Raw genomic sequence first — 23,852 nt, forward strand, 5'->3', positions numbered from 1 at the left:
CGGGTGGTCGTGGTGGCCAGGAACGCGGCGGGGTTGTCGACGGTGGTGCGGTCGTAGGCCTGCCAGCGCAGCCAGACGTCCTGGACGAGGTCTTCTGCTTCGGTGACGCTGGCCAGCATCCGGTACGCGATCCCGAACAGGCGTGGTCGCACACCGGCGAACACCGCCGCTGCCTGCTCCAGATCGGCCACCGCCATCTCCCCCTGCCCCTCGACTGCCACCTACCGCCTACCCCTCGAGCAGCGAGGACAGCCCGCGGCAGGTAACAGCCCCGGGAGATCTCCGCTGGTCAGCTCTGGATGGACTTGGTCTCGAGATACTCCTCGAGGCCGTGGCGGCCGAATTCGCGGCCGTTGCCCGACTGCTTGTAACCGCCGAACGGCGCGAGCGCATTCCAGCCGGCGCCGTTGACGTCCACCTGGCCGGTACGCAGCCGGCGGGCGATCGCCATCGCGCGATCGGGGCTGCCGAACACGGCGCCGGTGAGCCCGTACGTCGCGCTGTTGGCGATCTCCACGGCCTGGTCGTCGGATGCCCGACGAAGACGGCACCACCGCCGGCCCGACCTTCGAGTACGTGGCGCCCGAACTGCGGCGGTGAAGCACCGACACCGCCCCCACCCAGGCGAACCGGGTCTGGCGGATGCGCTCGCTCAGGTCCTGCCCACGCAAAAGCCTATTGCGCTACTCTTGGTATCGATACTTGAGGTAGCGAAACTAGCAGGCTGGGGAGGATACGTGAGCGAGGTCACCGCAACGGAGCGGCCGCCGCTGGGCATCCGGTTGATGCATGCCCTGGGAAAGGAGCCGGACTGGTTGGCGATGACGGCCGAGGAGCTGGTCGTCTTGCGCGATGCGGTGAACCGCAAGCGGTCGTCCCGCCTGGCCCGGCTGATCACCGGATTTCCGGACCGCGGCGCCACGATCCGGTGGCAGGAGGTGGCGCTGCACGACCGCAGGCTCCGGGTACGGGTCCACCGGCCCTCGGCCGGGACGGCCGGCTTGCCTCTTGTGCTCCACGTGCACGGAGGCGGGTTCGTGGGTACGGCGGTGCAGAGCGACTGGGTCAACAGCCACCTCGCCGCGCGGCTGCCCGCGGTCGTCGTCTCGGTCGAGCACCGCCTCCTCGACCAGGAGACCCCGCTGTCGGCGGTCGTCGACGACGGCTGGGACGTGCTCCGGCACGCGGTGCGGCACGCCGGGCAGTGGGGAGTCGACGCGGCACGGGTCGCCGTCTTCGGTGAGAGCACCGGCTCGTTGGTCACGGCTCTGGCCGCGATCCGGGCCAGGGAGTCCGGCCTGCCCCTGCGGGCGCAGGTGCTGGTCAACGCCGCTGTCGACCTGACCTCGGCGGGGTTCGACCACGCCTCCATGCGCCGGCACGCCCATGGCCCGGGCCTCACCATGACGCAGATGCGGCTGTTCCAGCGGCTCGCCGTTCCGCCCGGATCGGATCCCCGTACGGTGTCGCCGCTGTACGCCGGCGACCTGGGCGGGCTGGCCCCGGCACTCGTGGTGGTGCCGACCATCGATCCGGTGGCCGACCACGGCCGCTGTTACGCCGAACGGCTGCGGGCGGCCGGGACGCCCGCGCGGCTCGCCGAACATCCCGGGGCGACGCACGCGTTCCTCAGCATGCCGGGCCTGGTGCCGCGGGCGAAGGCCGCGCGGGCGGAGATCGCCGCGTTCCTCCGAGAGGCCTTCACCGGGTGATGGATCCCGGAGGGTCCAGGAGTTGCGTGAGCGCACGAGAATAGGTGCGTGACTCACGTCCACATCGTCTACGCGCATCCGAGCGAGCGAAGCTTCACGCGCGAGGTTCTCGACGCGTTCCTGGGCGGGCTCGACGACGCCGGCCACACGCGTACGGTCTCGGACCTCTACGCGATGGAGTTCCGCTCGGAACTCACCTTGGAGGAGTACGAGCGCGAGTCCGGCCACCGCGCTGACGCGCGCGTCCCCGATGACGTCGCCGCTGAGCAGGCCAGGCTCAATGCCGCCGATGTGTGGGCGTTCATCTATCCGGTGTGGTGGACGGACTGCCCGGCGCGGCTCAAGGGCTGGTTCGACCGCGTGTGGACGACGGGGTTCGCGTACACGCCCGTAAGCCTGCGTGTGGCTCGGCAGGCGCTCGTCCTGTGCACGGCCGGATACAGCGTCGCCGAGCTCGACGCGTCGGGTTGCCACCAGGCCATGAAGACCACCATGCTCACCGACCGGATCGGCGAGCGGGCGAAGGCGAGCGAGTTCGTCGTGTTCGGGGGTTCGGTGCTGCGCGATGGCGACCCCGATCACTGGGACGCCGTCAAAGCCGGGCATCTGGCACGGGCAGCCGAGCTGGCGCGGTCCCTCTGACCAGCGGCGGTGGGTCAGGCCCTAACGCAGCTGCGGCGACCGAGCGCCCGCCCGTCCACCGACGAAGCGGTGGGCCCGCTGAAGCGCGGAAAGGCCCGGCGCGCGGGGCGCCGGGCCTGGGGACCGCGTGTGGAGATCAGGCGGCTTAGTAGATGCGGTACTTGCGGCCGCAGTTGTCGAACTTGCCGGCCCAGCAGGTGAACGTATAGACCTTCTTGATCCCCTTGCCGCTCCAGCTCCCGACCACCTTGCCGTCGAACGAGCGGTTGAACTTGTGCCAGCTGCCGTTCTGGTAGAACTCGAACCACACCCAGCCCTTCTTGCCGCCGACCTTGTCCACGCCGTACCACTTCGTGTGGACCACGTGGCCGCTCTTCCACGTCTTGCCGAACGTGTAGGCCTTGCGGTCACTGGAGAAGAACTTCCCCCAGCTCGTCCCCGTCGAAGTGGTGCTGGCAGCGGTGGTGGCGGTGGCGGCCTGGGCGGCGACCGGGCTCATGGCGAGGCCGGTGACGGCCATCGAACCGGCCAGAGCCGCGATCGCAAGAGTCTTACGCATTGGGTTCCTCCCCGTTTGTCGTGCACCGGTTGATCCGGCAGCAGGGACATTACGGAGAATCCATGCGATCAACTGTGGACAAATCCGCACTCCGAGAGTGATGGGCAACACACCTGCCAGGCGATCAACGGACCGCGGCAGCGAGCCTGTCCGCCGGGAACGGGGTGAGCGGGAGCCGGGAGGACTTGGCCTGGGGCGCGGTGGTGCCGCACAGGGACAGGAACAGGTGGTCGACCAGGGCGAAGTCGATCGGGCTCGGGACGATCTCGCCGTTCTCGTCGATCCGCTGGTACTTCGCGAGGTTGATCCCGAAGGACAGCTGGCGGCTGCCGTCCGGGCTGGACAGTGACTGCGTGATCATCCCGAACACGCCCCCGTCATGACCCCAGAAGCGGCCGCACGGCAGGTCGAGGGAGTAGAGGCCGAGGCCGTAGTCGATCGCGGCCCCGCCGGCCAGCACCGTCACCGTCTTCTGCATCTCGGCGACCTGCGCGGCGCCGACCAGCTCGCCGCGCAGCAGCGCGCGGTAGAAGCGGTTGAGGTCGTCCATCGTGGACACGATCGCGCCCGCCGTCCCGCCCCACGACATGTTGTAGACGCTGTAGTCGCGCGGCGGGTCGATCAGGCCGAACAGCGACTCGTACGCCTTGGAGTGCGGCCCCGGGATGACCGGGGTGCGCGGGAAGGACGTGTGCCGCAGGCCCGCCTTGCGGATGACGTTGCGGGTGATGTACCGCTCGGCGTCCGTGCCCGTCACCTTCTCCAGGAGCAGGCCGGCCAGGATGTAGTTGGTGTTCGAGTACGACCCGGGGATCGCCCCGGGCTCGCCGGTCGGGGCGGCGGCCAGGCCCATCCCGACCAGTTCCTTCGGGGTGAACGTGCGGAAGCGGTTGTCGTCCAGGCTCTTGCCCGAGCCCTCCAGCAGCGACGGGAACGCCGAGCCGATGTAGTCGCCGATGTGGCTGGTGTGGTTGAGCAGCATCCGTACGGTGATCCGCTGGCCGCGGTCACCCGGGACGAGGTCGGGGAGGTAGCGGCCGATCGGGGCGTCCAGGTCGATGGCGCCGCGCGCCACCTGCTGGAGAATGGCCACCGAGACGAACGTCTTGGTGATGCTGCCCACCCGGTGCACCATGCCGGGCCGTACGGGGCGGCGCGTGTCGACATCGGCCACGCCGGACGCGCCCTGCCAGGTCTGACCCTGGTCGCGAACCTGCGAGTAGATGCCGTACATGCCCGCCTCATGGACGGCGTCCAGGGACTTCCGGAGCGCCTGCCGGTCCAGCCCGCCGTCCTGGCTCGTCCCGGTGGCGCTCGTCGTCTGCGCGGCGGCCGGCGCGGTGAGGGTCGCCGCGGCGAGCACGGCCCCCATCCCGGTCGCGAGGGCCAGCCGTCCGGCACGGCCCACGGTCGATAGCAGTGTCCTGAATCGGAGGGATGTCATGGTCGTCAGCATGATTGAGCCGGGCTCGTGAGGTTAGTCCGCTGTGTCACCGGGTCCCCATGAGCCGTGTCACCGGGTCCCCATGACACGGGTCATCCCGAACGCATGACACTCTCGGCCTTACGGACGATGCGCCTGGCAGGTGAGCGGGCCCGCCGATCCGGTACGGGTACTCTTCTAAACCGGTCTGTTCACCGCCGGAAAGGACACTGCGGATGCCCCATGCGGCGAGGCCCACGGTCACGCTGCACGACGTGGCCGCGGCGGCCGGAGTCTCGATCTCCACCGCGTCCAGGGTCCTGGGCGGCAGCACGCGTAAGGTGGCGCCCGAGAACGAGGCCCGCGTGCTCGCCGCGGCGGCGGCCCTGCGGTACACGGTGGACGCCTCGGCCAGGGCGATGCGCCGGGCGAGCGACTCGATCGCGCTCGTCGCCGACGACCTCACGACGCCGTCCATGGCCGTGGTCGTGGCCGCGATGGAACGCGAAGCCCGTACGGCCGGCGCGTTCGTCACCGTCTCGTCCACCATGGGAGCGGTCGAGCGGCAGCTCGAGACGGTCCGGGTGCTGCGCTCGCTGCGGCCGCGCGCGCTGGTGCTGACCTCCAGCCGGTTCATGGCGAACGCGCTCGGCGGGCGGCTGCTGAAGGAGCTCGGTTCGTACGAACGGGAGGGCGGCCGGGTCGTCATCGTCGGCGAGACGGACATGACTTTCGACGCGATCGGATTCGACGATTTCGCGGCCGGGCGCTCGGCGGGCGCATTCGTGGCGGAAACCGGGCACCGGCGGGTGGCGATATTCGGTGGCGTTCGCGAGCTTCGCAACATGGGCTCGCGTACGGCCGGTTTCATGGCCGGACTTCGCGCCGGGGGCCTTGACGAGCGGGATATCCGGATCGTTTATTGCGAAGTCAGCCGCCAGGGCGGATTCGACGCGGCGCGGCGGCTGGCGGGGGAGGGGATGTCCGGCACGGACGCGGTTCTCGCGGTCAACGACACCGTCGCCATCGGCGCGATGTCGGGATTTCGCGCCGCCGGGCTGGCGGTTCCCGAGGACGTTTCCGTGACGGGCATCGACGATATTCCGCTCGCCGGGGATGTGACGCCGCGATTGACGACCGTCGCGCTTCCGCTGGCGCAGGCGGGGGCGGAGGCGATCCGTTTCGCACTGGGAAATGCGGGTGCGGGGCGGCGGCTCACCCTGGAAGGGCGGCTGATCGTGCGCGAAAGCACCCGCCCGCGGAAATAACCCTTCCTTCGCACGCGCTTGTGCCCGCTTCCGGGGATGGCGGCGGTGGCGGCACCGGGCCCGCCGAGTTGCGCCCCGCTGGTGGTGGCGCTGGCGGGCCGTGAGCGCTTCGCGACGGTGGTGGTGCTGGGCCCGTGAGCGCTTCGCGACGGTGGTGGTCTGGGGCCGTGGGTGCTGCCCATGGCGGTGTCGAACGGGTCGCCGCACCGGGCGGTCTCGGCCGCTGTAGCCGGTCGGTAACACCCTTGACGCGTAGGTAACGCCCGTGCAAACTGCGGAATACGTTTTCCGACGGAATACGTTTTCCAGCAACCCCAGGAGGTCACGTGTGAGTGCTCTCGGCGAGCTCCAGCGCATGCGCAAAGGCAGCCGCGGCCCCCTCGGCGGCGGCAATCGGGACAACAAGGCCGCCTTCGCGTTCCTCGCCCCCTGGTTCGTCGGCCTGCTGCTCATCACGGCCGGCCCGATCGTGGCCTCCTTCGTGCTGGGCTTCACCGACTACAACCTCATCCAGCCCCCGACCTTCAACGGCCTGGACAACTTCGCCCGCATGCTCACCGACGTCCGCCTCCACCGGGCGCTCGGCGTCACGCTGATCTACGTCGTCGTCTCCGTCCCGCTGCAGCTGGCCGCCGCCCTGGGGCTGGCGCTGCTGCTCGACAAGGGGCTGCGCGGGCTGGCGTTCTACCGGTCGGCGTTCTACCTGCCGTCGCTGCTCGGCTCCAGCGTGGCCATCGCGGTGCTGTGGCGGCAGATCTTCGGCGCCGACGGGCTGGTCAACCAGCTGTTCGGCATCGAGGGCCGCGGCTGGATCTCCGACCCGGACACCGCGCTGTCGACGCTGATCATCCTGAACGTCTGGACGTTCGGCGCCCCGATGGTGATCTTCCTGGCCGGGCTGCGCCAGATCCCGAGGATGTACTACGAGGCGGCGGCCACGGACGGGGCGGGGAAGTGGACGCAGTTCAGGAGCATCACGATCCCGCTCCTGTCACCGATCGTCTTCTTCAACCTGGTCCTGCAGATCATCCACGCGTTCCAGTCGTTCACGCAGGCGTTCGTGGTCTCGGGCGGCACCGGCGGGCCGTCCGACTCGACCCTGTTCTACACGCTCTACCTGTATCAACGCGGGTTCCACAACTTCGACATGGGGTACGCCTCGGCGCTCGCCTGGCTGCTCCTGGTGATCATCGCCGGCTTCACCGCCGTGAACTTCTGGGCCGCCAAATTCTGGGTCGTTTACGATGACTGAACTCCGAAAGCTGATCAAGCACGCCGCCCTCATCCTCCTCGCCCTGGTCATGCTGTACCCGGTGCTGTGGATGGTGGTCAGCTCCCTGAGGCCCGACAACGAGATCTTCCGCCGCCCCGGCCTGATCCTCGACGGCCTCCAGACCCAGAACTACGGCGCCGGCTGGACCGCGCTGGCCTCCCCGTTCGGCCACTACCTGGCCAACTCGGCCATCCTCGTGCTGGCCTGCATCGTCGGGAACCTGGTGTCCTGCTCGATGGCCGCGTACGCGTTCGCCAGGCTGGAGTTCACCGGCAAGCGCCTGTGGTTCGCGATCATGCTCGGCACCATCATGCTGCCGATCCACGTGATCATCGTGCCGCAGTACATCCTGTTCTCCCAGCTCGACTGGGTGAACACGTTCCTGCCGCTGGTGGTGCCGAAGTTCCTGGCCACGGACGCGTTCTTCGTCTTCCTCATGGTGCAGTTCATCCGCGGCCTGCCGCGCGAACTGGACGAGGCGGCCAGGATCGACGGCTGCGGCCATCCGAGGATCTTCCTGCGGATCATCCTGCCGCTGATGCTCCCGGCGCTCGCCACCACGGTGATCTTCACGTTCATCTGGACCTGGAACGACTTCTTCAGCCAGCTCATCTACCTGACGGACCCGGAGATGTACACGGTGCCGGTGGCGCTGCGCTCGTTCGTGGACGCCACGGTCTCGACCTCATGGGGATCCATGTTCGCCATGAGCGTGGTGTCCCTGGCCCCGGTCTTCATCGCCTTCCTCGTCGGCCAGCGCTACCTCATCCGAGGCATCGCCACGACCGGCGGCAAGTAACCCCCCGCGAAGAGGAATCATCATGCGACGAATAGCCCTCGCCATGGCGTCGGTGCTCATGCTCAGCGCGTGCGGCAGTGGCGGCAGCGCCGGTCAGGAGCTGTCGAAGGACCCGGTCACCCTCCGCTTCACCTGGTGGGGCGCGGACGAACGGCACAAGCGCACCCAGCAGGTCATCGACCTCTTCCAGAAGAAGTACCCGAGCATCACGGTCAAGGGCGAGTTCAAGGACTGGAACGGCTACTGGGAGAGCCTCGCGACCACGGTGGCGGCCAACGACGCGCCGGACGTCATCCAGATGGACGAGCTCTACCTCTCCTCGTACGCCGAGCGCGGCGCCCTGCTCGACCTCGGCACCGCCGGCAAACACCTCAAGACCGCCGACTTCGACAAGTCCGCCCTGGACACGGGCGTGGTCAAGGGCAAGCAGTACGCGCTCCCCGTCGGCCTGTCCACGTACGCGATCGTCGCCAACACCGACCTCCTCGACCAGTTCAAGATCAAGCTGCCGGACGACGGCACCTGGTCGTGGGAGGACCTGAAGAAGGTCGGCGACGAGGTGTCGAAGGCGGGCGGCGGCAAGGTCACCGGCCTGCAGTCACTGGGCTTCGAGGCGGGCGGGGTCAACATCTGGGCCAGGCAGGCGGGCGCGGCCCTGTTCGACGCGAACGGCAAGGTCGCCGTCCCGCCGGAGGTGCTGGCCTCGTACTGGACCTACATCAGGGACCTGGCCAAGCAGGGCGTCACGCCGTCGCCGTCGGTCACCATCGAGCGGGCCGGCGGCTCGCTCGACCAGTCGGGCACGGCCACGAACGCGTCGGTCTTCGCCACCTGGTGGAACACCCAGCTCAGCTCGCTGACCACGGCGAGCGGCGCCAAGCTGAAGCTGCTCAGGCTCCCCGGCGAGACGCAGGCCAAGTCGCCCGGCGCGTACTTCAAGTCCTCGATGTACTGGTCGATCTCGTCGCGCAGCAAACACCCGGCCGAGGCCGCGCTGTTCGTGGACTTCCTGGCCAACAGCCAGGAGGCGGCCGACATCCTGCTGACCGACCGCGGCGTCCCCGCGAACAGGAAGATCCGCGCGGCCATCACCCCGAAGCTCACTGAAACGGACAAAGCCGCTGCGCAGTACCTGGACACCGCCAAAGTCGGGCAAGCCCCTAGAGTGACCCCGAACGGCGCCAGCGATCTCGAAGCCATCATCAAACGGCACACGGAAGAGGTGCTGTTCGACCGGGAGACGCCGGAGCAGGCGGCCAAGTCGTTCATCACGGAACTGCAGGCCGAGATCGACGGCGCCTGACACACCCCCACATAGGAGCAACATCTTGAGTCAACGGAACTACCGGGCCGCGATCGTCGGGACCGGCGCGATCGCCCACGCGCACGCGCAGGCCCTGCTCGGGTCGGGGCGGGCCGAGCTCGTGGCGGTGGCGGACGTGGACGCCGGGCGGGCGGGCGAGTTCGCCGGGAAGTACGGCGGGCCGAGCACCCACGCGAGCCTGGACGACCTGCTGCGGGAGGAGCAGGTGGACCTCGTCCACCTGTGCACGCCGCCCCAGCTGCACGCCCCGCTGGCCATCGCGTGCCTGGAGGCCGGGGTCACGGCGCTGGTGGAGAAGCCGCCGACGCTCTCGCTCGCGGAGTTCGACGCGGTGATCGAGGCGGAGCGCCGCTCTACGGCGCACGTCGCGACCGTCCTGCAGCACCGCTTCGGGGCGGGCGCGCTCCGGCTGCGCCGCCTCCAGGAGGCCGGCGAGCTGGGCCGCCCGCTGCTGGCCACCTGCAACACCCAGTGGTACCGCGACGAGGCGTACTACGCGGTGCCGTGGCGCGGCACGTGGGAGTCGGAGGGCGGCGGCCCGACGATGGGGCACGGCATCCACCAGTTCGACCTGCTGTTCTCGGTGCTCGGCCCGTGGCGCGAGGTCACGGCCGTGGCCGCCCGCCAGGCGCGCCCGGTGGACACCGAGGACGTGTCGCTGGCGCTGGTGACGTTCGAGAACGGCGCCGTGGCCACGATCGTCAACTCCGTCGTGTCCCCGAGGCAGACCTCCCAGCTCCGTTTCGACTACGAGCGCGCCACCGTCGAGGTGGAGCACCTGTACGGCTACACCGACGACGACTGGACCGTGACCCCGGCGCCGGGCCAGGAGAGCGTGTCGGAGCTGTGGGCGCAGGGGCGCACGACCACGTCGAGCGGCCACGACGGCTGGCTCGCCGCCGTCTTCGACGCGCTCGACCGGGGCGAGGCGCCTCCGGTCACCGCCGAGGACACCCGCCGGACGATGGAGTTCATCGCCGCGCTGTACACCTCCGCCTTCACCGGCGAACGCGTACAGGCCGGACAGATCACTGCTGACAGCCCGTTCGCCCGGCGCATGGACGGCACGGGCGCCCCCTGGGAAAAGGTGAGGAACCCGTGACCCTGCAGGCCACGCACGCGCTCGGCCGGTCGGTGACCGTCGCGGCCGGCGACGTCGAGCTGTTCACGTACGTCTACAGCCCCGACACGCCGGTGCTGGAGTCGCCCAAGCCGTACCTGCACCCGATCCGCACCCTCGGCGGCCGGCTGGTGTCGCTGTTCCGGCCGCACGACCACGTCTGGCACAAGGGCATCGCCTGGTCGCTGCCGCACGTCGGGGAGCACAACTTCTGGGGCGGGCCGACGTACGTGCACGGCCGGTTCTACGTGCAGCTCGAGAACAACGGCAGCGCCACGCACCGCGAGATGACCACCCTGGCGGCCACCGGCGAGCGGGTCGAGCTCGGGCACACGCTCGACTGGACCGCGCAGGCCGGCGGCCCGGTCATCGAGGAGCGGCGCTCGCTGGCCGCGCACGTCGTGGACGAGGCCACGTGGGCGCTGGTGTTCGACACGGAGATGACCAACGTGTCGGGCGGCACGCTCGCGTTCGGCTCCCCGACCACGAAGGGCCGCGAGAACGCCGGGTACGGCGGGCTCTTCTGGCGCGGGCCCCGGTCGTTCACCGGCGGGATCATCCAGTCGCCCGCCGGCGCGGGCGGGGACGAGCTGCGCGGCACGCGCGCCGAGTGGTTCGGCTTCCGCGGCCGGCACGACGAGAGCGGCGACCACTCCACGGTCGTCATGGTGGACGCCGCCGACAACCCGCAGCACCCGCCGCAGTGGTTCGCGCGCAGCGAGGACTTCGCCTGCCTGTGCCCGGCGCCGTTCTTCAGCGAGGAGGTCGAGCTGCCGGACGGGCAGTCGCTGCGGTTCCGGTACGCGGTCGTGATCGCCGACGGCGACCGGGGCGAGGAGGGCACGGAGCTGCTGGCCAAGCAGGGGAGGGCGGCGCTGGCATGACGTTCCCCGGAGGCACGTCCGTCAGCCGCCTGTCGGTCTACTCGGGCAGCCCGTGCGCCGACGGCCTGGAGGGCGGCACGCCGCACCTGCACACGGCCTCGACGGAGGCGTACGTGGTCATCGGCGGGCACGGCACGCTGCAGACGCTCGACGTGAACGGGCTGCGCGAGACCGCGCTGAGCGCCGGGACGACCGTGTGGTTCACGCCCGGCACCATCCACCGCGCGGTCAACCGCGCCGAAAATGGGGGCGGCCTGGAGGTGGTGGTCGTGATGTCGAACGCGGGCCTGCCCGAGGCCGGGGACGCGGTCATGACGTTCCCCCCGGAGATCGTGGCCGACCCCGAGCGCTACCGCCAGGCCGCGACCCTGCCCCCGTCGCCCCCGTCCGGCGGACCGCTTCCGACCGGCGGGCCACCCGCGTCCTCCACTCCCCCTGAAGGACTCGCGCCCGGCGCGCTCTGTGACATCGAGGAGGCCGTACGGCGCCGGCGCGAGCTGGCCGTCGAGGGTTTCCTGCGCCTGGCCGACGCCGCAGCCGACGGCGACCTGGCCCCGCTGCACCGCTTCTACGACCACGCCATCGCGCTCGTGCGCCCCAAGGCCGCGGCCTGGCGCACGATCTGGGAGGACACGGTCGCCGAGGAGACCCGCCGTACCGCCGGGATCCTCGACGCACTGGAGCGCGGCGACGGCGCGCATCTGCGGCGCTCCGCCCTGATGGAGAGCCCGCCGCACGACCGGTGGGGCATGTGCGGCAACCTCCGCGCGCACGACGTGGCCCACCCGATCGTCCACACCCCAGAACCGAGCTGATCGCCCACCGGCGCGCCCTGCGAGGGGCGCGCCGAAATCACCCCCCAGGAGCCCGGCGATGTTCCCCCAACTGCTGACCGCTGCCATGATCCTGATATCCACCCTGCCCACGGCCACAGTCACGGCCACAGTCACGGCCACGGCCACGGCGGGCACCACGTACTACGTCGACGCCGCGACGGGCGACGACTCGGCCTCGGGCCTCGACCAGGCACACCCCTGGAAGAGCCTGGGCAAGGTGAACGACACCACGTTCCGCCCGGGCGACCGCATCCTGCTGCGCGCCGGACAGCGGTGGACCGGCCAGCTCTGGCCCAAGGGCTCGGGCGAGAGCGGCGCGCCGATCACCGTCGACAGGTACGGCGAGGGCGGCAAGCCCCGCATCGACGGCGCGGGCCAGGTCGGCGACGCCGTCCGGCTGTTCAACCAGGAGTTCTGGACCATCCGCAACCTGGAGGTCACGAACGAGGTCCCGCCGACGGGCACCCCCGGCGAGAACCTGCGCGACCTGCGCGGCATCCACGTCTCCGGCGACAACAGCCGGACCCTCGACGGCTTCGTCATCGACGGGGTGGCCGTGCACGACGTCACCGGCCAGGTCAACTGGATCAGCGGCAGCACCGACAACAACGCGCCCGGCGTGCGCTTCAAAACCGGGTGGGACGGCTCGAAGAAGACGGGCGGCATCGTGTTCGACACGACGGTGCCCGACATCCACATGCCGCCGGACAAGGCGACCGTGCTGAACGACGTGGTCATCCAGAACTCCACGGTCGCCAACACCTCGTTCGCCGGGATCGTGTTCAAGCAGTACACCGGGGACGGCAAGAACGACGCGGGCGAGACGATCGCCACGGCCACCGGCTGGGGCACGCGGCAGAACGCCGACGACCCCAAGTTCACCCCGCACACGAACATCGTCATCAGGAACAACCACGTCACCCAGGCCGACACGGCCTACGGCTGCAACGGCATGTACCTCACGAACGTCCGGGGCGCGCTGGTCGAGCACAACGTCGTCTACCGGGCGGGCACCTCGGGCATCGAGTCGTACTACGCCGACGACGTGACGTTCCAGTTCAACGAGGTGTACGAGACGCAGCAGAAGGCCGGCGGCGCCGACTCCAACGGGATCGACCCGGACAAGGGCACCACCCGGCAGGTCGTGCAGTACAACTACCTGCACGGCAACGGCGACGGCGTGCTGCTGTGCCAGTTCGCGTTCGGTGACGCCGTGGTCAGGAACAACGTGATCGCGAGCAACACCCGCTACCAGATCTACCTGCACTCCGACCGGGCCGCGACCGCCAAGGTCTACAACAACACGATCTACAACGACAGGAGCGACCACCTCATCTACGGGTACGGCTCCTACCTCGAGGCCCGCTACGACATCTCCGACAACCTCCTGTACTCCACGCGCCCGGCGACGCTGACGACCAGCCCGACCATCGCCTACAGCCACAACCTGTACGGCGGCGCCGACCTCAGGGTCCCGGACGGCGACACCGGCGCCGTGGTGGCCGACCCGCTGTTCGCGAAGGCGCCGCCGACCGGCCCGTACGGCACGCCGGAGTCGGGCCCCCGGCTCGACACCGCGTACGGCCTGCGCGTCTCCTCCGGCTCGTACGCGATCGACGCGGGCGTCGAGATCGCCGGGAACGGTGGTCGCGACTACGCCGGGACCCCGCTCTACAACGGCGGCGCGGACATCGGCGCCTTCGAGTACACCACCGCCCAGGACGCCACCACCGAGTCCGTCACCGGCACCGCCCGCACCCCCTCGGGCGCCCCCGTCGCGGGGGCGACCGTGACGGCGGCGGGCAGGACGGCGACCACCGGCGCCGACGGCCGCTTCGCGATCAGGGGCCTCCCCTTCGCCGACGGCGTCGAGGTGACCGCCGCCAGGAACGGCTACGCGAGCGCCACCGAGACCGTGAACGTGCGCCCCGGCAACACCGTCACCGTCCGCCTGACCATGGCCTCGGCCGGCACGGTCGGCTCGGTCACCGGACGCGTGCTCGACCAGGCCGCCCGCCCGCTGCCCGGCGCCACGGTCACCGTCAAGGACGGCGACCAGGCGCTCGCCACCGCGACCAGCGGCCCCGACGGCGCCTTCACCGTGGAGAACGTCCCGGTGGGGGAGGGGTATCTGGTCCAGGCCGCGTCCGGCGGATACGTGACGGCCAGCCGATCAGGGCTGACCGTGGAGGCGGCCACCGCGACCGACGCGGGTGCGCTGCTCCTCGTCCGCCCGATCCCGGACTACGTGGCCGTGCACGACTTCGACGACCTGCCGACCGGGCCGCTGACCAGCGGTGACGGCCTCACCGTGAGCGCCGCGGGCGGGAGCGTGGAGGTCGTCGAGACGCCGGGCGGCAAGAGCCTGAAGCTCACCCGCACCGCGAACAGCGGCAGCACCAGTGTCTCCCGGACGTTCGCGCTCAAGGGCGTCGTGACCGTCGAGGCCCGCGTCATGAGCGAGCAGCCCTACACCTCGGGCAACCACTGGTGGTCCGTCCCCTATGTCAGGAACGCGAGCGGGCAGAACGCCGTCAGCCTCGCCTTCACCAAGAACACGATCGTCGCCTACGCGGGCACGACCACGCGCACGGTGGGCGCGTACGAGCCGGGCCGCTGGTACCACGTCAAGGCCGTGATCGACACCGTCAACCAGCGCTTCGACCTGCTGATCGACGGCCGGAAGGCGCTCGAAGGGGCCGCGTTCAGGACCGCGATGGACACCGTGGCGCAGATCGACTACTACGCCAACAGCACCAACTACGGCGGCATCCACCTCGACGACCTCCGGGTCGCCCAGGGGGTCGGCCTCGCCCGCGACGACGCGGGCCTGCTCAGCGTCGGCACCAGCCAGGGCACGCCCGACGGCGACGTGCTGGACGTGCCCGCCCGGGTCACCGAGGTGGAGGTGACCGCCGTGGCCCGCAGCCCGTTCTCCAGGTCGGTGAGCATCTCCGGCGAGCGCACCGCCGGCGCGCAGGCGACGCGGAAGGTCACGCTGGGCGCGACCGGGGCCGAGGTGCCCGTCGTGGTCACCGCCGAGGACGGCACCGAGGCCACCCACACCCTCCAGATCAGGCGCCGCCCGCTCGCCCAGGACACCACCCTGTCCGGCCTCGTCCCGGACGCGGGCACGCTGGAGCCGGCCTTCGACCCCGATGTCCTCGCCTACGCCCTGACCGTCCCCGGGGATCGGGTCGGGTTCACGCCGACCGCGCTCAACCCGAAGTCCGCCATCACGGTCCAGGGGCAGCCGGTCGCGAGCGGCGCCTCCGCCCCGCCCGTGCCGCTCCCGATCGGGGACACCGAGGTCGCGGTCAAGGTGGTCGCCGAGGACGGCACGGCCGACGCCACGTACCGGATCAAGGTCACCCGCCCCGAGCCCCAGCTGCCGCAGGACGGCGCCACCGCGCCGCCCGCGCGGGCGGCGCTCTCGACCACGAGCGGGTGGCGGCACGGCCTCCACGACGGCACCTACGACGTGACCATGAACCTCTGGTACGGCGTCAACGCCGGCGTGTTCGTCCTGTACGAGAACGGCAAGGAGATCGCCAGGCGCGACCTCACCCCGAGGACGCCGTCGGCCCAGAAGGCCACCGTCCCCGTCACCGGCCGCCCCAACGGCGCCTACGTCTACACCGGCGAGCTGCTCAACCAGGCGGGCCGGACCGCCACAACGTCGGTGCGGGTCGTCGTGACCGACGCGAACCCGGGCAAACCCGTGATCAGCTCGGACAACTGGGACGGCGACGGCGAGTACACCATCCGCATGAACATGTGGTGGGGCACCAACGCCACCTCCTACCGCCTCTACGAGGACGGGGTCCTCATCGACAGCCGGCAGCTCGACGCCGCCACCCCGGCCGCGCAGAGCGCCGCCACCGTCCTGTCCGGACGGACGGCGGGGACGCGCACGTACGTGGCCGAGCTGGCGAACGCGGCGGGTGTGACCAGGAGCGACCCGCTGACTCTGGTGACAGAATGACCGGTATGGAGGAGGGGTCCACGGCCCCGCCCACCCTGCACGACGTCGCCCGCGAGGCGGGCGTGTCCATCGCGACGGCGTCGCGCGCGCTCAACGGCAGCACGCGCAACGTCAGGTCCGAGAACGTCTCCAGGGTGCGCGCGGCGGCGGCCAAGCTCAACTACGAGCCGCACCTGTCGGCGCAGGCCATCGCGAAGGGTTCGACCAGGACCGTCGCGCTGGTGGTGCGCGACGTGGCCGACCCCTACTTCTCCTCCATCGCCGCCGGGGTCACCCAGGCGGCCGAGGCCGCGCGGCTCATCGTCACCATGGCGGTGGCCGACGGGTCGCCCGAGCGCGAGCTGGAGATCGTCAGGACGCTGCGGGGCCGGCGGCCACGCGTGATCATCGTCGCGGGCAGCCGGGTCGCGGGCTCCGCGACCCGGGACTCGCTCATCGAGGAGCTGGAGGAGTACCGGACGGCGGGCGGGCGGGTCGTCATGATCAGCCAGCGGGACCTGCCGTTCGGCACCGTCACGATCGACAACCACGGCGGCGCCCGCGACCTCGCGCGGGCGCTGGTGGAGGCGGGATACCGGCGCTTCGCCGTCTTCCACGCCGCCGGCGAGCTGCGCACGTCCCGCGACCGCCACGAGGGCTTCCGCGCGGGGCTGGGCCCCGGCGTGCCCGAGCCGCTGGCGATCGAGACGGCCTTCACCCACGCGGGCGGCTACGACGCGGCGCGCCGGCTGGTGGAGCGGGGGTTGGCGGACGTGGAGGCGGTGTTCGCGGTCAACGACGTGATGGCGATCGGCGCCATGACGGCCTTCCGCGACGCCGGGATGGTCCCGGGCGCGGACATCGGGGTGGCGGGCTTCGACGACATCGCCTCGGCGCTGGACGTGGTACCCGCCCTCACCTCCGTGGCGGTGCCGCTGCGGGAGGCGGGCCTGAGCGCGATGCGGCTCGCGCTGTCGGACGAGGAGAGCGCGGACGACGTGCGGCTCCCGGCCCGGGTCGTCCTGCGCGAGAGCACGCCCGGCACCACTTTCCTATGAGGAAAGTAGATGGTACTTTCCTCATAGGAAAGTAGTCGACCACGGGGGTGGCAGATGAATCCGCAGGATGCCCAGGCTTCGCTTGACCAGATCCGGGCCTTCCAGGACAAGACCCGCGAGGAGATGGTCCGCAAGATCTTCCCCTGGTCCTTTGTGATCATCTCGGCGCTCGCGCTCTTCGCCATGTTCACGTCGATCGATCTCGATCAGCCTTGGAGTGCCCTCGCTCGCGGGCTCGGGCTCGCCGTGTTCATCGGCGTGGGACTCCTGTACTCGCTCGGGATCTCCGTCCAGCCGAAGCCCGTGCTCCCGATGATCGGGGTCATGATCGGCGTGACGCCCTTTCTCTTCGTCTTCTTCGTCATCGGCCGGATCGTCGGCTTCGCCTTGTTCGGTCTGCCGGCACACGGTTTCCTGTCGCAGGCCATGGTCGGCGGTGCTCTGGCGGCCCTCGTGTACATCGCGGTCATGCCCGTGGCCCGCAGGATCATCACATGGATTGCGCTGCAGGCTAATGGATCCACAGTTCGATGAGTTCCTGCACGTGCCCGCGCGGCTGTCGGTGGTCGCGGTGCTGGCGCCGGCCGACTGGGTCGACTTCGGGTTCGTCAGGGACACGATCGGCACCAGCGACTCGGCGCTGTCCAAGCAGGTCTCCGCACTGGCCGGCGCCGGGTACGTGGAGGTGCACAAGGGGCAGGACAAGCGGGCGCGGCGCACGTACGTGCGGCTGACCCCCGCGGGGCGGCTGGCGTTCCAGCGGCACGCGGCGGCGCTGGAACGGATCGTCGCGCTCTCCCGGATGCCCGCGCCGGACGGGCCGCCCCCGCCCGAGTGACCGGGCGAAAAGGACGTGCGGAACGGCCGGTCCCCGGGGCACGATCATGCCCATGGGCTACGAGGAGCTGATCCGCGACGCGCTGGCCACGCCGTTCGAGGGGTGGGACTGGGCGGTGTTCCGCGGCCGGATGACCACGGCCGGCGACCTGCCCTGGGACTACGAGCGGCTGGTGCGCGACCGGCTCCCGTTGACGCCGTCGCTGCTGGACCTCGGCACCGGAGGGGGCGAGCTGCTGGCGTCCCTGACGCCGCTCCCGCCGCGCACCGCCGCCACCGAGGGCCACCCGCCGAACCTCCCGATCGCCCGCGACCGCCTGGAGCCGCTGGGCGTCGAGGTGGCCGAGTCCAGCGGGCACTTCCCCGACGGCTCGTTCGAGCTGATCGTCGACCGGCACGAGTCGTACGAACCGCACGAGATCCGCCGCCTCCTGGCCGGGGGCGGCACGTTCGTCACCCAGCAGGTGGCCGGGCGCGACCTGGAGGAGCTCAACGCGGCGCTGGGCGGTCCGCCGCACGAGGACCACACCTGGGACCTCGCCGGCGCGGCCGCCGCGCTCGACGCCGCCGGACTCGAGGTCACCTGGAGCGCGGAGGCCGGCTACCCGGTCGAGTTCCACGACGTCGGAGCGCTCGTGCTCTACCTGCGGGTCGTCTCCTGGCAGGTCCCGGGCTTCGACGCCGGCGCGTACGAGGACCGCCTCCGCGTCCTGCACGATGACATGCCGCTCCAAGCGACCGCCCGCCGTTTCGCCCTGACGGCCCGGCGCCGTTAACGGTCGAGCTGGGGCGGCGGCGAGGAGGGGGCGAAGGGCACCGCCAGCCGGAGCCCCACGCTGGGCGCGAAGCCCAGCAGCGAGCTCTGCGCCATCGGCGGCAGCTTCTTGAACCAGGCGGGCGACGGCACGCCCCACTGGCCCTGCGCCGGGTTGAACAGCCGCCCGACCGCCCCGTTGAACCCGCCCGCGATGCCGCTGAACAGCGCCACGTCCCCGAGCGTGGCACTCCACGACTTGCCCTCCACCCTGGCGTTCCAGAAGGCCGGCACGCCGCCCGCGAGGGCGCCCATGGCCACGTTGTTCACGAGCGGGCGGCTGGCGGCGAGCCCGGTGAAGTACTTCGTCTGGCCGAGGGGCCCGGTGAAGCCGGCGACGGTGGAGGCGTTGGCGGTCTGGGCGAGGGAGAGGACGGAGATGTCGAGGGGGTTCTGGCCGAAGACGCCCCTGGCCACGCCGCCCGCCAGCAGGTTGCCGCCGAACGACCAGCCGTGGATCTGGCCGTACTTCCCCAGGGCGGCCATGGCCGTCTGGCGGAAGCCGCCGCCGGCGTACATGCTGAGGCCGCGCACCAGGCCCGACCTGCCCATCATCGTCGAGAACCCGCGCACGGCCGCCGCCGCGGCGGCGCGCACCGCGGCGAAGCGGCTCAGGATGCCGGTGGCCGTCGCCGCCCCGCGGGCGGCGGTCGCGGCGCTGGACGCCCACACCGCGAACGTGCTCAGGCCCGCCGCCGCCAGCGACGCGACGACACCCGCGGACACCGACGCGATCAGCGAGGTGATCAGCTGGTTGAGCGCCTCCCTGGTCTTCCTGGACGCCTCCACGGCCTGGTCGAGCACATCGGCGGCGTTGCCGAGCCCCGCGGCCGCCGTGGCCCGGAACTCGGGGGCCAGGTAGCCGCGCCACTTCTGCCGGAACACGTCCGCGTCGCCGCCGATCCACCCCTGGAGCGAGCCGGGGATGGGGGAGAGCGCCGGCTCCAGGCCCTCGATGCCGCTCTTGAGCCGGCGGCAGGCCGCGGCCATGGCCAGCAGGCGCTGCTCCTGCTCGTCGTCGCCGATCGAGGCGACGGCGTTCTTCAGCGTGTTGACGAGGTCGACGACGGGAGCGAAGGGGCCGGACATCAGCCGCCCCCCAGCCGCTCCGCGCTCTCCCGCAGCCCGGTGGCGGTGTCGTCGAGCTTGGCCACCAGGTCCTTGGCGAAGCCGAGCAGCTCCTGGTGGAACTCCTGGTACGACTCCTCCAGCTCCTTGCCGCCGCGCTCCAGAAGGCCGAAGCAGCCGTCGGCCGGCGCGGCATTCCGCTCGAAGTCGGGCAGCAACGGCTTCAGCGCGTCCCGCGCGTCCTCGCACCGCTTTCCCGCGGCCAGGAGCGCGCCCGGATCGATCCGGATTCCACCGCTCATGAAATGGCACCTTTCCCACGGATCAGCCGCTGAGAAATCTGCCATTAATCCATTAGTCAGAGCAATGAAACTTCGCATGCTTCAACTTTTTCCGAAATGGCGGGTCTCCCCCGTACTCTCCCGTCGCAGAGACCCGGGAGGTACGGTGAACGACTTCGACCCCGAAGAGCTGGAACGGATCACCGCGCGGGCGGAGGACATGCTGGCCCGCGTCGAGGAGCTCAGGAGCGAGATCGACGTGGTCGTCGGCCACGGCGAGGCGGCGGACGGTCAGGTACGCGTGACCGCCGGCGCCTCGGGCCGGCTCATGGACGTCGTCCTCGCGCCCAGGGCCATGCGGCTGGACAGCCAGAAGCTGGCCGAGGCCGTGTTGCGGGCCGCGCAGGAGGCCCAGGACGACGTCGCCGCCAAGGTCGACGCCGTCATGGCGGAGACGCTGGGCGGCGCGCTGCCCGGCGGGGAGCTGCTCGACGAGCAGTTCGGCAGCGTGCTGGAGTCGTTCGAGTCGTCCATGGACGAGCAGTTGCGGGCCATCGACGATCGGACGCGTGACAGCCGGTGATCGGACACTTCCAGGTTATTTGAAGGAACCTCGCGATCCGCGGACGCCCCCCTAGGGTGTCCGCGGGCACGTACACGTACGGGATGTGAGTCGGTGGCCATTCGGTGGCGGAATGCGGCGGGACGGCGGGCGGCGGGAATCGTCGCGGGCGCCCTCGTCGCCGTGCTGGTCGGCGTCGGCCTGTTCCTGGGCCAGGGCGTCTCCAGCGCCCGCCCCAAGCTCTCCGACGTCGGGGCGTGGCTCGGCAGCGCGCTCAACGGTGAGGTGGTGCACGCCAACGGCCTGTCCGGGCAGCTGGACGGCCGCGTGGACCTGGCCTCCGCCGAGGGCGAGCCGCTCAAGGTGGTGCAGGACGGCAACAACGTGCTCGTCATGGACTCCACGGGCAAGGTCGGCCGCATCGACCCCACCCAGCTCGAGGTCGCCCAGACCAACACGCTCGGCGCGGGCGGCATGCAGATCGTGATGGGCGGCGGAAAGGCGTACGGGGTCGACCCGCGGGCCGGCACCGTGCAGCAGCTCGACCCGCTGACAGTGAGCACGATCGGCTCCCCGCTCACCCTCAAGGCGCCGCTCGGCCAGGCCGGCCTCGGCAAGGACGGCACGCTGTGGGTGCCGGTGCCCGAGGAGGGCACGCTGGTCCAGGTGAAGGACGGCCGGCAGGTCAAGGCCGTGACGGTCGGCGAGCCCGGTGACCCGCTCACCCTGACGCTCGCGAACGGCGCCCCGCTGGTCACGAACTCCGCCGCCGCCTCCGCCATGCTGATCGGCCCGGCGGGCACCCGGCTCCAGGTGTCCCTGCCCAGCACGGTGACGGGCGCGGGCGGCGGCGGGCTGCTGGTCCCGGCGGTGGCCGAGAGCCAGATCGTGCCGATCCTGGAGCCCAGGAAGGGCGCGCTCGTCCTGGTCGACACCGCCGGCGGCGGGCTGACCACGGTCTCGGTGAAGGGCGGCAAGCTGGGGGCGCCGCAGGCGCTCGGGCGGCGCGTCTACATCGCCGACGAGAGCAAGGGCCGGCTCATCGTGTACGACACGGTGGCCAAGGCGTTCGAGCCCGAGAAGGTCGTCACGGGCAAGGCGGGACCGCTGGAGGTGTTCGTCAAGGACGGGCTGCTCTGGGTGAACGACCAGTTCAGCGAGACCGCCCTGGTCATCGAGCAGGACGGCAGGGGACACCGGGTCGGCAAGTACGACGAGGCGCTCGGCCAGAAGGACACGCCGACGCCGCTGCCGATCCCGACCTTCACCCCCACGGTGGTGCAGCCGACCCAGGTGCCCACCCGCTCGACCAGGCAGCCCACCGGGAAGCCGACCTCCGTGCCGACGACGACGAAGACGGCCGCGCCGACCGTGACCGTGACGAAGACCCCCACCCCGACCCCCACTCCTACGGACACGCCGACCCCGACCCCGACGCCCACTCCGACGCCGACCCAGACCCCCGATCCGCCGGGATCCGTGACGGCCAAGTCCGGGCCCGGCTGGATGGAGGTCACCTTCACGCCGTCCCGCCAGGGCACGGTCAAGGCGTACACGCTCAAGGGCGCGTCCGACGTCACGCCGTCCCGCGTGCAGCCCGACGGGCCGTACCAGTTCCGGGTGAACGGCGGCCGGTGCGACCAGGAGTACACGTTCCGGGTGGTCGCCGAGTGGTCCGGCGGCGAGGTGGAGTCCCAGCCGTCCGTGCCCGTGCGCCCGTGCGTCGCGCCGGGCCGGCCGTCCGGCTTCGCCGCCAAGGGCAAGAACCACGGCGCCGACCTGACCTGGTCCGCCCCGGAGAACGCGCGGGACGGCGGCGTCACGTACACGCTGGACGGGCCCGGCAACCACCCGGGGTCGCCCGACGGCACCGGTGCGGAGGTCACCGGGCTCAAAAACGGCCAGTCCTACACCTGGACGCTGCGGGCCAAGAACGCGGCGGGCGAGAGCGAGGAGCGCGCGGAGGCCACGGCCGACCTGCGCCCGCCGTCCGCCCAGTTCAGGAACGCCAACAACAACAACAGGGACACTCTGATCCGCTCCGGGCCCAGCGCCGGCGCCGAGGCGGGGCGCATCCCCAAGGGCGAGTACATCACGATGACCGTGCTCTGCCAGCAGAAGGGCGCCGCCTTCACCGACACGGACACGGGCATGAGCAGCGACGTCTGGAACAAGGTGGAGTCCGGCCGCGGCAACGGGTGGCTCAACGACGTGCTGATGGACACCCCGAAGGGGGGCTTCCCCGCGGCCCCGCTCTGGGAGTGCGAATGATCACCAGGGCGGGATGGGGCCTGGCGGCGGCCTCGGTGCTGGTCTACGCCGTGGGGGCGCCGTTCGGGTACGCCCAGGCGGCGGTCCTCGCGGTGGCGGGGCTGGCCGCCGTGGGCGCGGGCGCGCTGTGGACGCTGCGCGGCGCCGGGCTGGACGTGCGCCGGGAGCTGACGCCGGTGAAGGTGGCCAGGGGCGACCCCGCGGTGGCCCTCCTGCACGTGCGCAACACCGGCCGCCGGCGCCACGCCGGGCTGGTGGCCCGCGACACCTGCCGGGGCACGTCCGTCACGGTCGAGGTGCCGGCGCTGGCGCGCGACACCGCGCGGACGGTGTCGTACCGGCTGCCCACCCGGCGGCGCGGGGAGACGCCCGTCGGGCCGCTGCTGCTCGACCGCACCGACCCGTTCGGGCTGGCGCGGCGCTCGATCGCGTACGGGCGCACCGACCTGCTCCTGGTCCGGCCGCGTACGGTGCCGCTCGCGCCGCCGCACGCCGGCCGCCGGCGGCAACTCGACGGGCTCGACTCGCGCTCCGCGCCGAACGGGGCGATCAGCTTCAACGGGCTGCGCGACTACGTGATCGGGGATGACCTGCGGCACGTCCACTGGCGCTCCACGGCCCGCACCGGCGTCCTCATGGTCAAGGAGCTGACCGACGTCAACCTGCCGAGCACCGTCACGGTCCTGGACACGCGGCACTCGTCCTACGAAGGGGACGACGAGTTCGAGCTGGCCGTGGACGTGGCGGCGTCGGTGGCCTGCGCGGTGGCGCGCGACCGCTTCCCCGTGCGGCTGCTCACGGGGGCGGGGGAGCTGCTGCACTCCAAGGGCGGGCCGGGCGAGACCGAGGAGGTCCTGGACCGGCTGGCCGTGGTGGAGCGCTCCGAGCAGGCGGACGCGCCGCTCCACGCGCTGCGGCGGGCGGGGTCTGGCGGGGCGCTGGTGCTGGTCAGCGGCTCGTTCGACGGTCTCGCGGACGCGGCGGCCGTGCGGCGGCGCTTCGACGAGGTGCTGTTCGTGCGGGTGGGTGAGCCGGTGGAGGGCGGGCGGCCCGCGGCGGCCGGGGTGACGGTCATCGAGGTCAGCGACCTGGCGGAACTGGCGGCGGCATGGCCCCGCTAGCCGGGCCGCCGCCCCACGACGTCGCGGTGCCGCAGG

22 protein-coding genes and 1 pseudogene are annotated in these 23,852 nt (G+C 71.3%); 17 read left to right on the plus strand and 6 right to left on the minus strand.

Going from position 1 to position 23,852, the window contains the following annotated elements; translation table 11 throughout:
• Window positions 1-221: sigma factor (locus ACWDX9_RS39255; RefSeq protein WP_449963544.1), on the minus strand; the 221-nt coding region annotated here is incomplete at its 3' end.
• 68 nt (window positions 222-289) lie between these two features.
• A pseudogene (locus tag ACWDX9_RS39260) lies at window positions 290-523 on the minus strand (aldehyde dehydrogenase family protein); the annotation flags it as partial.
• Between the two features lie 214 nt (window positions 524-737).
• Between ACWDX9_RS39260 and ACWDX9_RS39265 the strand changes: the two are divergent.
• The gene (locus tag ACWDX9_RS39265; RefSeq protein WP_449963546.1) at window positions 738-1,712 is read left to right on the plus strand and encodes an alpha/beta hydrolase; all 975 of its coding nucleotides are present in this window, start codon (window positions 738-740) and stop codon (window positions 1,710-1,712) included.
• A gap of 48 nt (window positions 1,713-1,760) precedes the next feature.
• Window positions 1,761-2,354 (plus strand): NAD(P)H-dependent oxidoreductase, encoded by a 594-nt coding sequence (locus ACWDX9_RS39270; protein ID WP_449963548.1) that lies wholly within the window; start codon window positions 1,761-1,763, stop codon window positions 2,352-2,354.
• A 145-nt stretch (window positions 2,355-2,499) separates the two neighbouring features.
• Here ACWDX9_RS39270 and ACWDX9_RS39275 read toward each other — a convergent pair whose 3' ends face one another.
• Together ACWDX9_RS39275 and ACWDX9_RS39280 are read right to left on the minus strand one after the other, a co-directional pair.
• The gene (locus ACWDX9_RS39275) at window positions 2,500-2,913 is read right to left on the minus strand and encodes a hypothetical protein (RefSeq protein WP_449963551.1); all 414 of its coding nucleotides are present in this window, start codon (window positions 2,911-2,913) and stop codon (window positions 2,500-2,502) included.
• A 124-nt stretch (window positions 2,914-3,037) separates the two neighbouring features.
• Window positions 3,038-4,357 carry a serine hydrolase domain-containing protein gene (locus ACWDX9_RS39280; RefSeq protein WP_449963554.1) on the minus strand — a complete coding sequence of 440 codons (1,320 nt, stop codon included), beginning with the start codon at window positions 4,355-4,357 and terminating at the stop codon, window positions 3,038-3,040.
• 254 nt (window positions 4,358-4,611) lie between these two features.
• On the opposite strand from ACWDX9_RS39280, the gene ACWDX9_RS39285 reads away from it, so the two are divergent.
• From ACWDX9_RS39285 to ACWDX9_RS39340, 12 genes are all read left to right on the plus strand, one after another.
• A complete protein-coding gene (locus ACWDX9_RS39285) occupies window positions 4,612-5,604 on the plus strand; it encodes a LacI family DNA-binding transcriptional regulator (protein ID WP_449963557.1) in 993 nt (330 codons plus the stop codon).
• Between the two features lie 355 nt (window positions 5,605-5,959).
• Window positions 5,960-6,856, plus strand: coding sequence for a carbohydrate ABC transporter permease (locus ACWDX9_RS39290; protein ID WP_350734011.1), 897 nt, complete (start codon window positions 5,960-5,962; stop codon window positions 6,854-6,856).
• The gene (locus ACWDX9_RS39295; protein ID WP_364254832.1) at window positions 6,849-7,676 is read left to right on the plus strand and encodes a carbohydrate ABC transporter permease; all 828 of its coding nucleotides are present in this window, start codon (window positions 6,849-6,851) and stop codon (window positions 7,674-7,676) included. Before ACWDX9_RS39290 ends, ACWDX9_RS39295 begins: the two co-directional genes overlap by 8 nt.
• 22 nt (window positions 7,677-7,698) lie before the next feature.
• Window positions 7,699-8,979, plus strand: a complete 1,281-nt coding sequence (locus ACWDX9_RS39300) for an ABC transporter substrate-binding protein (protein WP_449963561.1) — start codon at window positions 7,699-7,701, stop codon at window positions 8,977-8,979.
• A gap of 25 nt (window positions 8,980-9,004) precedes the next feature.
• The gene (locus ACWDX9_RS39305; protein ID WP_350733994.1) at window positions 9,005-10,102 is read left to right on the plus strand and encodes a Gfo/Idh/MocA family protein; all 1,098 of its coding nucleotides are present in this window, start codon (window positions 9,005-9,007) and stop codon (window positions 10,100-10,102) included.
• Window positions 10,099-11,004: a DUF6807 domain-containing protein gene (locus tag ACWDX9_RS39310; protein ID WP_449963564.1), complete on the plus strand. Its 906-nt coding sequence runs from the start codon at window positions 10,099-10,101 to the stop codon at window positions 11,002-11,004. The genes ACWDX9_RS39305 and ACWDX9_RS39310 overlap by 4 nt, the downstream gene beginning before the upstream one ends.
• Complete coding sequence (locus ACWDX9_RS39315; RefSeq protein WP_449963567.1) at window positions 11,001-11,819, plus strand: cupin domain-containing protein; 819 nt, start codon at window positions 11,001-11,003, stop codon at window positions 11,817-11,819. The genes ACWDX9_RS39310 and ACWDX9_RS39315 overlap by 4 nt, the downstream gene beginning before the upstream one ends.
• A 58-nt stretch (window positions 11,820-11,877) precedes the next feature.
• A complete protein-coding gene (locus tag ACWDX9_RS39320) occupies window positions 11,878-15,825 on the plus strand; it encodes a carboxypeptidase regulatory-like domain-containing protein (RefSeq protein ID WP_449963570.1) in 3,948 nt (1,315 codons plus the stop codon).
• A gap of 5 nt (window positions 15,826-15,830) precedes the next feature.
• Complete coding sequence (locus tag ACWDX9_RS39325; protein WP_449963573.1) at window positions 15,831-16,862, plus strand: LacI family DNA-binding transcriptional regulator; 1,032 nt, start codon at window positions 15,831-15,833, stop codon at window positions 16,860-16,862.
• Window positions 16,863-16,916: 54 nt separating this feature from the next.
• Window positions 16,917-17,396 carry a hypothetical protein gene (locus ACWDX9_RS39330; RefSeq protein WP_449963575.1) on the plus strand — a complete coding sequence of 160 codons (480 nt, stop codon included), beginning with the start codon at window positions 16,917-16,919 and terminating at the stop codon, window positions 17,394-17,396.
• Window positions 17,377-17,700 carry a winged helix-turn-helix domain-containing protein gene (locus ACWDX9_RS39335; protein WP_350733985.1) on the plus strand — a complete coding sequence of 108 codons (324 nt, stop codon included), beginning with the start codon at window positions 17,377-17,379 and terminating at the stop codon, window positions 17,698-17,700. The genes ACWDX9_RS39330 and ACWDX9_RS39335 overlap by 20 nt, the downstream gene beginning before the upstream one ends.
• Window positions 17,701-17,752: 52 nt before the next feature.
• Window positions 17,753-18,475, plus strand: coding sequence for a class I SAM-dependent methyltransferase (locus tag ACWDX9_RS39340; RefSeq protein ID WP_449963577.1), 723 nt, complete (start codon window positions 17,753-17,755; stop codon window positions 18,473-18,475).
• Here ACWDX9_RS39340 and ACWDX9_RS39345 read toward each other — a convergent pair.
• Together ACWDX9_RS39345 and ACWDX9_RS39350 are read right to left on the minus strand one after the other, a co-directional pair.
• Window positions 18,472-19,602: a hypothetical protein gene (locus tag ACWDX9_RS39345; protein WP_449963578.1), complete on the minus strand. Its 1,131-nt coding sequence runs from the start codon at window positions 19,600-19,602 to the stop codon at window positions 18,472-18,474. The two genes, ACWDX9_RS39340 and ACWDX9_RS39345, sit on opposite strands and share 4 nt — an antisense overlap.
• Window positions 19,602-19,883 (minus strand): hypothetical protein, encoded by a 282-nt coding sequence (locus ACWDX9_RS39350; protein WP_449963580.1) that lies wholly within the window; start codon window positions 19,881-19,883, stop codon window positions 19,602-19,604. Before ACWDX9_RS39350 ends, ACWDX9_RS39345 begins: the two co-directional genes overlap by 1 nt.
• 145 nt (window positions 19,884-20,028) lie before the next feature.
• Between ACWDX9_RS39350 and ACWDX9_RS39355 the strand changes: the two genes are divergently transcribed.
• From ACWDX9_RS39355 to ACWDX9_RS39365, 3 genes are all read left to right on the plus strand, one after another.
• Window positions 20,029-20,445: a YbaB/EbfC family nucleoid-associated protein gene (locus ACWDX9_RS39355; protein ID WP_449963582.1), complete on the plus strand. Its 417-nt coding sequence runs from the start codon at window positions 20,029-20,031 to the stop codon at window positions 20,443-20,445.
• A 93-nt stretch (window positions 20,446-20,538) separates the two neighbouring features.
• A complete protein-coding gene (locus ACWDX9_RS39360; protein ID WP_449963584.1) occupies window positions 20,539-22,695 on the plus strand; it encodes a hypothetical protein in 2,157 nt (718 codons plus the stop codon).
• On the plus strand, window positions 22,692-23,816 hold the full coding sequence (locus tag ACWDX9_RS39365; RefSeq protein ID WP_449963587.1) for a DUF58 domain-containing protein: 1,125 nt from the start codon (window positions 22,692-22,694) through the stop codon (window positions 23,814-23,816). Before ACWDX9_RS39360 ends, ACWDX9_RS39365 begins: the two co-directional genes overlap by 4 nt.
• Window positions 23,817-23,852: the final 36 nt, after the last annotated feature.

It is taken from the genome of Nonomuraea sp. NPDC003201 (assembly GCF_053590415.1).

Bases quoted from the DNA above. Each gene is read 5' to 3' on its own strand.
- ACWDX9_RS39280 (WP_449963554.1), bottom strand. From the start codon at position 4,357: ATGACATCCCTCCGATTCAGGACACTGCTATCGACCGTGGGCCGTGCC.
- ACWDX9_RS39350 (WP_449963580.1), bottom strand. From the start codon at position 19,883: ATGAGCGGTGGAATCCGGATCGATCCGGGCGCGCTCCTGGCCGCGGGA.
- ACWDX9_RS39365 (WP_449963587.1), top strand. From the start codon at position 22,692: ATGATCACCAGGGCGGGATGGGGCCTGGCGGCGGCCTCGGTGCTGGTC.
- ACWDX9_RS39320 (WP_449963570.1), top strand. From the start codon at position 11,878: ATGTTCCCCCAACTGCTGACCGCTGCCATGATCCTGATATCCACCCTG.
- ACWDX9_RS39330 (WP_449963575.1), top strand. From the start codon at position 16,917: ATGAATCCGCAGGATGCCCAGGCTTCGCTTGACCAGATCCGGGCCTTC.
- ACWDX9_RS39345 (WP_449963578.1), bottom strand. From the start codon at position 19,602: ATGTCCGGCCCCTTCGCTCCCGTCGTCGACCTCGTCAACACGCTGAAG.
- ACWDX9_RS39300 (WP_449963561.1), top strand. From the start codon at position 7,699: ATGCGACGAATAGCCCTCGCCATGGCGTCGGTGCTCATGCTCAGCGCG.
- ACWDX9_RS39290 (WP_350734011.1), top strand. From the start codon at position 5,960: ATGCGCAAAGGCAGCCGCGGCCCCCTCGGCGGCGGCAATCGGGACAAC.
- ACWDX9_RS39315 (WP_449963567.1), top strand. From the start codon at position 11,001: ATGACGTTCCCCGGAGGCACGTCCGTCAGCCGCCTGTCGGTCTACTCG.
- ACWDX9_RS39325 (WP_449963573.1), top strand. From the start codon at position 15,831: ATGGAGGAGGGGTCCACGGCCCCGCCCACCCTGCACGACGTCGCCCGC.
- ACWDX9_RS39295 (WP_364254832.1), top strand. From the start codon at position 6,849: ATGACTGAACTCCGAAAGCTGATCAAGCACGCCGCCCTCATCCTCCTC.
- ACWDX9_RS39335 (WP_350733985.1), top strand. From the start codon at position 17,377: ATGGATCCACAGTTCGATGAGTTCCTGCACGTGCCCGCGCGGCTGTCG.
- ACWDX9_RS39340 (WP_449963577.1), top strand. From the start codon at position 17,753: ATGGGCTACGAGGAGCTGATCCGCGACGCGCTGGCCACGCCGTTCGAG.
- ACWDX9_RS39275 (WP_449963551.1), bottom strand. From the start codon at position 2,913: ATGCGTAAGACTCTTGCGATCGCGGCTCTGGCCGGTTCGATGGCCGTC.